General features: G+C 43.3%; 5 protein-coding genes. All 5 read left to right on the top strand.

What is annotated here, in order from left to right; translation table 11 throughout:
• Positions 1–112 precede the first annotated feature (112 nt).
• The 5 genes from ASG93_RS06455 (at position 113) to ASG93_RS06440 (ending at position 12,083) form a co-directional block, all read left to right on the top strand.
• Entirely contained in the window at positions 113–6,214 is a 6,102-nt protein-coding gene (locus ASG93_RS06455) for an OmpL47-type beta-barrel domain-containing protein (protein ID WP_056830046.1), read from the top strand.
• 537 nt (positions 6,215–6,751) lie between these two features.
• Positions 6,752–8,524 carry a glycoside hydrolase family 35 protein gene (locus tag ASG93_RS06450; protein WP_056830044.1) on the top strand — a complete coding sequence of 591 codons (1,773 nt, stop codon included), beginning with the start codon at positions 6,752–6,754 and terminating at the stop codon, positions 8,522–8,524.
• A 67-nt stretch (positions 8,525–8,591) separates the two neighbouring features.
• Positions 8,592–9,869 carry a Gfo/Idh/MocA family protein gene (locus ASG93_RS06445; RefSeq protein WP_056830344.1) on the top strand — a complete coding sequence of 426 codons (1,278 nt, stop codon included), beginning with the start codon at positions 8,592–8,594 and terminating at the stop codon, positions 9,867–9,869.
• A 54-nt stretch (positions 9,870–9,923) separates the two neighbouring features.
• Entirely contained in the window at positions 9,924–10,076 is a 153-nt protein-coding gene (locus ASG93_RS34860) for a hypothetical protein (RefSeq protein WP_156410821.1), read from the top strand.
• Between the two features lie 897 nt (positions 10,077–10,973).
• The gene (locus ASG93_RS06440; RefSeq protein WP_056830041.1) at positions 10,974–12,083 is read left to right on the top strand and encodes an ABC transporter substrate-binding protein; all 1,110 of its coding nucleotides are present in this window, start codon (positions 10,974–10,976) and stop codon (positions 12,081–12,083) included.
• Positions 12,084–12,176: the final 93 nt, after the last annotated feature.

Below are 12,176 nucleotides of genomic sequence, written 5' to 3'. Positions count from 1 at the left end.
ATGATCTTACTTTTTTTTAGAGGATCGCTGGCGATCCGCCATTTTGATGGTAAAACGTTGAAAAGAGGAATTGAGAATCGATTGGGAATTTATAAAAGGAGGAAAGAAAAGAATGGTAAATAAATTCAAAAAAATAACTTCAGTGGCTTTAGCAACAGCAATGATCGTCACATCGATGTTTGCTTTTCCCAATAATAAAGTAGCAGCGCAGCAAGTGGCGGGTAATGCCCCGTTTATTAACTCATGGTTGGTATCGGGTCCATTTGATTCGCCGGTAGTGGACAAAATTTATGGAACTGAAGTGGGGGAAACCGTAAAATACGCGCCGTTGGCATCAGAAATAACAGCATCATCGTCAACTCTTGCAGTAAACCCTGTTTCAAATTTAATTAATGGAAGCACAAGTAGTCAGTGGGTGACAGAAAATGATTTTGCACCATGGGTGAATCTGAAATGGAGGGAGCCTATTGCTATTAATGAAGTCAAAATAGCGCAATGGGGCGATTCGCGTCACATAAACAATTGGTACCATCTTACTTTCACTCTTGTAGACGGCAGCAAAATAGAATCCGGAAAGGTTGATAGTACATCTTCCAGCCCATCCGCACCAACCGTGTATGCTATGCAATCCGAGTTGAAGAATGTAGTTGAAGTGAAGGTTGAAATCGATAAAGGACGAACACCTTATCCAAACATCACCGGAATCTCAGAAATAGAGGTAAATAACAAGCCGGCAACCGGATCTAGTTCTGGCGCTGCTACGATCGCTCCCGCAATCGGCGATCCGTTAAGCTTGAATAACGAAAGTCATAAATGGGAATATTTCGATGATCGCATTTATAACAGAAACTACGATGATTATCAAGATCTATATGGTTATTATGCTGTGAAAAAAGGCATCGATACTAAAAACAAATATGTATACGCTCACACATACATATACAGCCCAGTAGAACAGCAAGCGTATTTTAATGTAGGCGCAAGCGGTTCATATCGACTTTATGTTAACGATAAGGCTGTAACGACACCGTCCACACCTGTTGAGGTGCAAAAGGATTTGACAAAACAAGCGATTCTGTTAAAACAGGGCTGGAATAAACTGATGATTCAAATCAAGCATACGTTTACAGAAGATGTTAATTCAAACAATGTCCCGACACCATTAGATCAAAATGTTGCTTACCTTGGTTTCTATGGAAGAGTCGCAGATCAAAATGGCAATAAAATAAGTGGACTTGTTCCTTCGGTTAAAGGCGAGGCTGCGGCTCTAGAAATTGTAACACAAGGACTATCAACCGAGGATGCCATTACAACTCCGCTTCCAACCCAAAATATGCCGGTTGGCTACAAGGAATGGCCGTATGTATGGAATAAATCGAAGGCCAGCAATAAATACGGTGTTGCGGCATCGGCATTTCAATTTATGGCGAGTGGGGGAGCACCTGGTTATACTTGGAGTATCGCAGAGGGCAAATTGCCTGATGGCTTGGCATTAAATGCTGATGGCACAATCGCAGACGGATTAGTGAATGGAAATGTCGATTTAAATAGCAGCAAAGGTATAATCAGTATTAACGCCGTACCAGGAGACTATAACTTTACTGTGCAAGTAACTGACAATAATGGGAATACGGCTAGAAAGAATATGACAATTACAGTAAAAGAACGTCCCAATAAATGGTTTGAAGAAGGGCGAGTGGGCGCTTTAAGTCATGCGATCCCCATTTACAGTTACTTTGTAGACCCGAATTTCTCTGCTGATTTATGGGCTGAAAGAGCAAAAGCTCAAGGGCATTCATTGGTATCGATTGAATCGGTACAACAAGCTTATTTCTGGCCGTCTAAATTCGCGGATCCAAAAAATGAAAGGCATATCTATCTTCCGAAGGATGCTAACGGTAAGGTAGTAGATGGGTTGAAACAGTTTGAACTGGCAGTAAAGCGTCATGGAATGAAGTTTGGGCTATATTATGGCGGCGGGGTACAAGTTTACACAACCGACCTCTTTGTGCAGAATGTGTCTGATTTGATTGAACGGTATGCGCCTGCGTATATTTATTTTGATGGGCCGCAAGGTATACCAAATCAAAATTTTGATGTTATATACAGCGTTATACGCAATTTTAGCGATGAAATTATCGTAAACTCCAATGCATGGGGGGCAGAGTATGGAGACCCTGATTTAAGAACCGAAGAAGCATCTGGAATTTACGCTAATGGCACTGCAAATCATCTTTTAAAACGTACGATTATGGAACCATGGAAAATGATACACACCAAAAATGCCTTATCTCCATATTACGGTAAACGAGATGACTACAGGCAAGTTGCCAAAGAAATGATTATGAATGCCGGCAGAGGCTATGTGGATAATAATGATCAGACGCCTGTAGATAGTCGCGGGCCCAATTGGAACTCCCCTGAGGAAATTGCGACAAGATATCCTAAAGCAGAGCAGGAATACATTGATGTGAGAGAAAGTTTTGTGAAATGGTTTGCACCTGCAGGAAAACCGGAAAGACATGAGTCTACAACGGGTACAATGCCATATTTCCTCTCAGGCTATGGCTACGAAGATGATGGAAAAGGCAATTATGAGAAATTTGCTTTAGCTAACAGTACTACAGGTCCGCAATGGGGATACGCAACGTATAGAGACAACAATGTTTATCTTCATATTATGAAAGGGCCTGACAGCAAAAAAGGGTTTGATTCTATTCCTGGAAAGTCTTTAACCATTCGTCCGATTAAAGATAAGGTGACATCCGTAACCTGGTTGAACGAGGATATTCCTGTCACTTCTTTTGTACAAAATGGAGATAGTCTGACCGTCAATCTTGCTAATGTCCAGGAGGATCAGATTGACACAATCATCAAGATTGTAACGGACAATTCTGAACGCAAATATAAGCTTACTAATGTCAAAGTAACGGGTGAGCAGTTGACACCTTCATCACTCCAAATAAACACTGAGGGATATATGACATTTCCGGCGCTTAAAGCCAAGCTTTCAGATTTAACCTACAATAGTGAGAATCCTGAAATAGCGGCAGTTAATGCGAATGGAATCGTAACTTCGGTATCAAACGGAACAACATCGATCACAGTTAGCGGAACTTATGAAGGTGTAACGAAACAGGATACATTAAAAGTAACAGCTAGAGACGGCAAAATTTATGTTGGGGAAAACATGATTGGCGCAACTTTACTCGTGGATGGAAAAGAAGCTTACGGCGAGGTTGGTACACTAGAAAAACTCAGCTATCAAATCGAAGGCAGATCATCGAAAGGCGGAGCAATAGGGCTTGATGCGGCACAAATTCAATGGCACGGCGGTGTTGTTGATTTAAAAGCGGGTGACAATTATAAGCCTGTATCGATCAGAGAAACAAATGGATTTACTTTCAACAAAAATGAAATTATAGCGCCTTTCGTAGAACAACCTACAAGGGGAGTCGTTTGGGCTGACGTAACGTTAGACGGCAAAACATTTACAACAAATAAAATATTCATGGACCTGTTGCCATACCAAAATCTTGCAGGAACCTCTGAAATTACAACTAGTCATAATCAAGAAGCAGTAAGTCGTTTAGTTGATGGAAAAACAATTGACGGCATTCATTTTGATCAATCCAAATGGTCGGTACCTGCAAATGAAAAGGCATGGATTCAGTTTAAGCTGCCGACAAAGACTCAGATTGCCAATATCAATCTTAACTTCAATTCTTTCGATCAAAAATATATCAATACGCCTAAAACAATAAAAATTCAAACTAGCGCTGATGGCGTGGCATGGACTGATGTCAAAACCGTTAACGGGCCGACGGGTACTGCTAATTTTGGATTCTATGACCAATACGCATTAAACACGGAAGCTCAATACGTTAAATTATTATTTGATGGCGGTTCAAACGGGTCAACGATGGATTTGCTTGAAGTGGCAATAAACGGATTGGATACGTCCAATTTATTTGATCGCTTCGAATATGAGTTTAAGCCGGTTGATGCTGCTACAGGTAAATATGACGTTAAGGCTTTTACGGGTGCGGGTGCACCGATTGATATGAAAGATGCGGTGATCACGGTAACAAGTGAAAACCAGGGCGTGATTACGGTGGGCGATTCAAACCTGCTGACCGCTGTTTCAAAAGGTATGGCAAAGATCCACATAAGAGTAACAATAGGCGGACGTTCTATTGAAGAGGTTACTTATCTTTTTGTTGATCAGTCAGGAAAATTAGTTGCGTCTCCCTATTTAAGTAAAATTGACTTAACTCTGAACAAAAATACAATTAAACTCAACAATCCAATCGTTGCCACAATAAATGGCTTATTAAGTACAGGAGAAAGCGCTGATTTATCAAGGGCTGCTGTAGAATATCAATTTAGCGATGCAAGGTTATCTGTTGTTGAAGGCAGCAATACGATTATTGCTAAAGGCGAACTTGGTACTGGGTTTAATGCAACTGTTGCTGCAAAGGTTACTTTAGACGGAGTGACCGTTATAAGCCGTCCTATGACATTAAATGTAGTTGTTAATACTGTTCCTCAGTCACAAATGACGGCAACGGCGACAAGTCAGGAAACGGCTGGCGACAACAACGCAGCCTCAATGGCGATTGACGGAAATCCAGGAACGATCTGGCATACAAAGTGGAATAAATCCGACGTTCTCCCCCAATCGATTACCTTAAACCTTGGAGGAACCTACAATATCAATAAAATCGCCTATTTGCCAAGGCAATCAGGAGGCAGCAACGGAATTATTACGGGCTATAACGTTTATGTAAGTACGAATGGAGTGAACTTTGCCAAGGTTGCAAGCGGAACTTGGGCAAACGACAGTTCGGAGAAATTCGCAACTTTTACACCTGCGAATGCATCCTATGTCAAGCTCGAAGCAACAGCGGGCGTCGGCGGTTATGCATCGGCTGCGGAGATTAATGTCTTCGAAGTGAAAGAATTTGTAAAGGAAATCGTGGATTACAAGTCGGTTACTATGGATACGAGCATAGGTGAAATACCATCACTGCCTGCACAGATCGAGGCTGTATACAACGATGGAACAACTGGATTAGTTGACGTTGCATGGGCCCCTATTGCTGTAGATATGGTAGCGAATGTGGGAGTTTTTACCGTTAACGGCACAGTCGAAGGAACGGCAATAAAAGCAAAAGCCGTCTACAGAGTAGCGGATAAACAACCGCCATTGACTACGGACAATGCGCCAAGCGGCTGGGCCAATCAAGATATTACGGTTATCTTAAGCGCAAGCGACATCGGCTCGGGAGTTGCCGATACCCATTACATTGTAGACGATGGCGCTGAGCAAACGGGAACCTCTGCCGTATTGTCGACAGAGGGACTTCATAAGCTTGTTTATTGGAGTGTAGACAAGGCAGGCAATGTGGAACAAGCGCATACGGTACCCACTAGCATTGACAAGACGGCTCCAGAGACTAAAGCAGCGTTAACGCCGTCTGTCTCGGATGGCTCCGCTGGATGGTATGTGCATCCGGTAACCGTTACTTTGAATGTTTATGACCAGTTGTCCGGTGTTGCCGGTACGATGTATAGTCTGGATGGCGGGACCACGTGGCAGCCTTACACATCACCGCTATCGTTTGATCAAGACGGGACGGTTGCCATCAGCTATCGTTCGACGGACAAAGCAGGAAATGTTGAAGTTGTAAAGAGTATCAGCTTCAACCACGATTCGACTGCTCCGGCAATCGCGGTGACCGTGCCTGGGGACGGTGAAATTTACGAGGATTCCGGGGATTTAACGCCTCAGATTGCTTTGACCGACAACTTGTCGGGAATCGACGGCAGCAAGACGACGGTGACGCTCGATACGTATTCTTTCCAGTTAGGAAAGACGATCCCGCTATATACTTTGTCGCTAGGTACACACACCCTTGTTGCCTCCTCCAGCGACTTGGCCGGCAATCAGGTGAGCATAACTGTTCATTTCCAGACGGTAGCCAGCATCAATTCCCTCAAGGCATTGGCAACACAGTTTACCAACAATAATGGGATTGATAATGCCGGAATTGCCAACAGCCTGCAGGCTAAATTGGAAAAAAACAACTTGAACAGCTTTGTGAATGAAGTGAACGCCCAAAGCGGGAAGCACATTGATGCCGAAGCAGCGAAATATCTGCTCAGGGATGCACAAGCTTTGTTAACCAACACATCCAGTGTTCAGAAATAAGTTTGAAATCGGAAAACTCCAAAACAACTGGATGCATGGAGAGTAGCAGTAAATAACGATATAAGTAGGGTTTACTCCGCGAAAGTGGAGTAAGCCCTGCTTTAAATTCCTTTGCCGGTATCCATAGTGAGTACCGCCCCTCCGGAATGTTTAAAATCTGTGCGATCTCTTTGCTCTGCTGATGCTGTTTGACAGCTATCCTTTGAAGGCAGAAATCCGATCAGCAAGACTTTTCGCGGACTCGCCTCTGAAGGAGGTTGCGATTGGAAAAATTTGAAAAAAAGTCAAAAATTCCACTAAGTTGTTGGATTTGAAGGCTTTTTTAGCTATTTTTTTGAAAAATCACTATTTTTAATAAGTGCCTTTAAAGAAATTGAAGGAATCTTTGATTTTTGTTGTTTCTTAAGTAAGGGTTCGAATAGTATGATCAGCGAACAACAACTGTGAGGGAGAATGCCTAATGAAAGATTTAACCTTACTGCAAAAACACTGCTCTTGAATACTGCGCAGAGAAATGATAATTAAGGAGATGTTAAAATGGCTTCGTTCACAATGGAAGGCAAACAGTTTATTTATAACGGCGAACCAATTCGAATCCTGTCAGGAGCAATGCATTATTTCAGAATTGTGCCTGAATATTGGAAAGACAGGTTGTTGAAATTAAAAGCTTGCGGTTTTAACACGGTCGAAACCTATGCAGCCTGGAATGTCCACGAACCGCAAGAAAGGCAGTTTAACTTTCAAGGCATCGCTGATGTTGAGCGTTTTGTTCAATTAGCCGGAGAATTGGGATTGCACGTCATTATTCGGCCGAGTCCGTATATTTGCGCGGAATGGGAATTTGGCGGGTTGCCCTATTGGCTCCTTAAGGACCCTTCCATGCAATTACGGTGTTGCTATAAGCCTTATTTGGATAAAATAGACGCCTATTACGACGAATTATTGGCAAGGCTTAAACCCCTTCTATGTACGAATGGCGGACCGATTATCGCCATGCAAATTGAAAATGAATACGGAAGTTATGGCACAGATAAAGAATATCTGGCGTATATAAGGCAAGCCATGATCAACCGTGGAATGGATGTGCTTCTGTTCACTTCGGATGGTTATGACGATTCCAATCTTCAAGGAGGTACGTTAATTCCGGACGTGTTCGCAACAGTCAATTTCGGATCGCAGCCTGAAGAAGCATTTGCCAAATTGCAGGAATATCAGCCGGACAATCCGCTCGTATGTATGGAATATTGGAATGGCTGGTTCGATTATTGGGGAGATGAACATCATCAGAGAGGTAATGACGATGTGGTGGACGTACTGGACCGGATGTTGAAATTGGGCGCTTCCGTTAATTTCTATATGTTCCACGGCGGTACGAATTTTGGTTTTTATAATGGAGCCGGTTTTTTAGGTAAATATGAACCGATCGCAACCAGTTATGATTATCACGCGATGTTGAATGAATCCGGAGATATTACGGACAAATACATCGCAGTTCGAGAATTGCTTTCCAAGTATGTGGATTTGGCGGATTTTGAAATTCCCTCTTCCATTCCAAAGAAACATTACGGCATTGTCCGCCTTACAGAACAAACGAGGTTATTTGATTCGTTTGATCAGTTGTCTTCTAGGGTGGCAAGTAAATGTCCAATAACGATGGAACAACTGGATCAGGATTACGGTTTTATTTTGTATATGACACAGATATCGGGTCCAAGGGCAAAGAATAAGCTCGTCCTTCAACAAGTGCGTGACAGGGCGCTCATTTTCCTGGATGGGATTTATCAGGGGACGGTTGAAAGAAATACACACGATCAGACAGTGGAAATCAAAGAGAATGATATTCTGGTAGAAATACCTCCCGAAGGCGCGACATTAAGTATTTTAGTGGAAAATATGGGTCGGATTAATTACGGTTATAGTTTGAAAGATCCAAAAGGGATTACAGAAGGGGTTCGTTTTGAGCGAGGGTTTTTGCACGATTGGAAAATTTACTCGCTTCCTCTTAACAATATATCGAAACTCGCGTTCGGGGACATGCAAGAAAATGTCTCATTTACGCCTACTTTTTATAAAGGCAAGTTTCATGTTGACGAGGTCGGGGACACGTTCTTGAAACTGGAAGGTTGGACGAAGGGGGTGGCTTACATTAACGGCTATAATCTCGGACGTTATTGGGACATTGGTCCGCAGAAAACGTTATATATCCCAGGACCGCTTCTGCGCGAGGGGGAAAATGAGTTAATCCTGTTCGAACTGCATGGCACCAACGATCCGATTGCCATTCTTCAAGACTTTGCTGAGTTAGGTTAGTTTGTTCGAAATTGTTTCGGCGACTAACGCAAGCGGAAGCGCCTATAACATTATTGGGGGGATTATCTTGAGAAAAATTACCGCAGTCCTTGTAGGTGCCGGCCAAAGAGGCGCTGGCGCATACGCATCTTATGCGCTCAAATATCCGGATCAAATTCAATTTGTCGCTGTTGCGGAGATTGATCCAGTACGAAGAAAGCAATTTATGCTTGAACACAATATTCCCGCTGAACGCGGCTTTGAAAGTTGGGAACAGTTATTAGCCAAGCCTAAGTTGGCTGATGCCATGCTTGTTTGCACTCAGGATCAGATGCACTTTATACCGGCATTCAAGGCACTGCAAAAAGGTTATCACGTTTTGCTTGAGAAACCGATGTCAAACGACCCAATAGAATGCATCATTTTAGGGGAAATCGCGGAGTCGCACCAGCGGATATTTTCGATCTGCCATGTGTTAAGATTTACAGATTTTTTCAAGACGATTAAAAAGCTGTTACAACAAGACCGCATCGGCAGATTAGTTACGATCCAGCATACGGAGAATGTTGAATATGCCCATTACGCTCATAGCTTTGTAAGAGGCAACTGGAGAAAATCCAAGGAATCCAGCCCGATGATCTTAGCTAAAAGCTGCCACGATATGGATATTATATTGTGGTTAGCCGATGCGAATTGTACAAAAATAGCTTCTTTCGGCTCTTTAACACACTTTCAGAAAGAGAATGCCCCTAAGGGTGCACCTAAAATGTGTCTGGACGGATGTCCCGTTCAAGGTGAATGCCCCTATTATGCGCCTAAAATTTACATGGAGCGGGATGATTGGACTAACAAAGTTTTCCGCACAGTCGTTAGTAACAATACAAGCGACGAAGGCGTGCTCCATGCTTTGAAGGAGGGGCCGTACGGCAGATGTGTGTACCATTGCGACAATGATGTCGTTGACCATCAGGTGGTCAATATGGAATTTGATAACGGGGTAACGGTTGCTTTTACGATGAGCGCATTTACATTTGAAGGCGGGAGATCGTTGAAGCTGATGGGATCTAACGGACAAATCAGAGCGGATATGGAACGGAACGAAATCGAAATCACGAGATTTTTGACAGGGGAAAAAGAGCTTATTCGCCTTGAGTCTCCGCAAGAGGGGCATGGCGGGGGAGACGAAGGCATTATGGAAGATTTCGTAAGGTTGTTACGTCAAGACGGTAATGAGGCGGGACTCACTTCAGCTCATGTGTCTGTCCAAAGCCACCTTATGGCCTTTGCAGCTGAGAAGTCCCGTTTGGAGAATTCTGTTGTCCAAATGGATGAATTCTATGAATCATTAAAACCGCTTAAGGAATAGTTTAGCTGAGGAAGAGGCTATTCAGTCGTATACACAAGAATAGAGGAATTAGATATGAAACGCGATGAAACGTTGTCCCGTCCGCTGGAGGAGGTTCTACCGGGCAAAGGAGGATTCGATAGAGAGTACGGGGATTACGAGTTCGGCGGTCATAAGAGTACAAGCCGGGTATCGCGCTACGCGGGAGAACAGAAGCTGCTGCTGTAAGCCTGGAACTATCAATGGTCACTGAATCGGAACCATGGCATCAGGTGGTCGCGCGGAGATGCCTCATGGGTCGGCATTGACCATGACCGCGGTTGTTATCCTCGGTTGGCAGAGTGTGCGACCTTCGATACGTTCCGTCTGCCCAAATTCGTTTACTATTTTTATCAAAGTCAACGAAGACAGGATATTGTTCATGCGCATGTAGAGAGTGGGCCGATGGTGTATATTAAGTGTGCAATAACCTACAGCCAGTGTATAAGCTGCAAAGATATTTTTCATCGTTATAGTCGCGAGGGGGAAGTATTTCGGTGTATCAATTGTAATTATCTGTTCTACCCGGCACTACACTATGCTCGCGGAACGTAGAGACCCTATTTTGCTCAAAACCGCTTATTTCCAGTTTTCGCGGAACTAGGGGCCGCTATTTCCTGCATTCGTGCTGTAAAAGCTGTGAAAACACCAAAATAGCGCTCCCCTCTTAGAACAGCGGTGAGCCCCACATCCCTCCCCATGCTCAAAACGTATGGGTTTATACGAAAAAGGACCGTCAGGAATCTTCCTGACGGTTTTTTTAAACAATAAGAATGTTTAAGTTCTTCACAGACCTTGGGACGGCATTTTTGGCAATAGGTAGTATTGACATTTCTAAAGGAATAATTTATTGTGTGTATATACCCACATAAAGACACATAAAACAACAAAAACGCAAAATTATTAGGTTTTCTCTAGCGCTTGGATGAGATACCCGTACCGAGATATGGGTATCGATCCCTAAATGTTCAAATATAGAAAGAAAGAGGATGATAAAAATGTAAGCGCTTAAAAGCGAGCATTCGATAGCTGATACAAGGATCAGATTCAAGATCACAGAATAACCAAATTAGGGGGAAATTCAACGTGAAAAAACATCTTTCATGGAAAGCAGTTCTATTAATCAGCACGATTGCTCTGGGGATTACCGCATGCGGCTCCGGGCAAGGCTCCGCTCCTATCGCAACGAATAGTCCAGATCCGGCAAAAGAACAGACGCTGGAAGAGATAGTAAATCTGGCCAAACAAGAAGGTAAGGTCGTCAGCGTCGGGATGCCCGATGATTGGGCCAATTGGATAGAAACTTGGGGCGATATTAAAACCAAATACGGTTTATCCCATACCGATACCGATTTAACTAGTTCGGAGGAAATCGCCAAATTTGACGCTGAAAAGAATAATCCTACGGCGGATATCGGAGATGTTGGCATAGCATTCGGAAAGATTGCAAAGGAAAAAGGAGTGACCATGCCGTATAAAACCTCCTACTGGAATGATATTCCGGAATGGGCGAAGGATAAGGACGGGCACTATTTGGTTGATTATCAAGGTACGATCGCGGTGCTTATTGATAAATCACAGGTGAAAAATCCGCCTAAAACATGGGAGGATATTGAAAAAGGAGATTATAAAGTACAGATCTCAGATGTAACCAAATCATCGCAAGCTCAGATGGGTGTATTGGCGTCTGCCATTGCGCATGGAGGAAATGAGGGCAACATTGAACCAGGTTTGAGCTTTTTTTCGAAATTGGCCAAGCAGAACAGATTAGTTGCCAAAGATCCGACCAAAGCCGCTCTGGAAAAGGGTGAGATACCTATTGCGATACTTTGGGATTTTGTGGCTTTGGGCTTTAAAGACCAGATCGATCCCAATCGCTTTGAAGTGAACATTATGCAAGAAGGAAGCGTCATTGGCGGTTATACCACTATAATTAACAAGTATGCGCCTCATCCGAATGCCGCAAAGCTTGCTCGCGAATTTATTTTGAGTGACGAAGGGCAGATCAACCTGGCCAAAGGCTTTGCCCGTCCAATTCGCGATAACGTCAAATTGCCGGAAGAAATCGCCAAGAAGATGATTCCAAAAGAACAGTATAGAAATGCGAAGCCGATCACGGATTATAAATTATGGGATGAAACATCCAAAAAAATTCCGCAATTGTGGCAAGAACAAGTACTGGTTCATATCAAGTAAAAACCTAATATGGCGACCTGGCGCTGGATCATCCGGTCCAGGTCGATGATTCGGTAAGAATTTCCGAAGCTGCATGCAAAAGTGAGGGTTGTC

Source organism: Paenibacillus sp. Soil787, from assembly GCF_001429545.1.
In the GTDB taxonomy this organism is placed as follows: domain Bacteria; phylum Bacillota; class Bacilli; order Paenibacillales; family NBRC-103111; genus Paenibacillus_E.
The sequence above is the reverse complement of the archived record's forward strand: the minus strand, read 5'-3'. Positions and strand labels throughout refer to the sequence as shown.

What these genes read in the sequence shown, in the direction of transcription:
- ASG93_RS06455 (WP_056830046.1), top strand. Translation starts at nt 113, where the DNA reads ATGGTAAATAAATTCAAAAAAATAACTTCAGTGGCTTTAGCAACAGCA.
- ASG93_RS06450 (WP_056830044.1), top strand. Translation starts at nt 6,752, where the DNA reads ATGGCTTCGTTCACAATGGAAGGCAAACAGTTTATTTATAACGGCGAA.
- ASG93_RS34860 (WP_156410821.1), top strand. Translation starts at nt 9,924, where the DNA reads ATGAAACGCGATGAAACGTTGTCCCGTCCGCTGGAGGAGGTTCTACCG.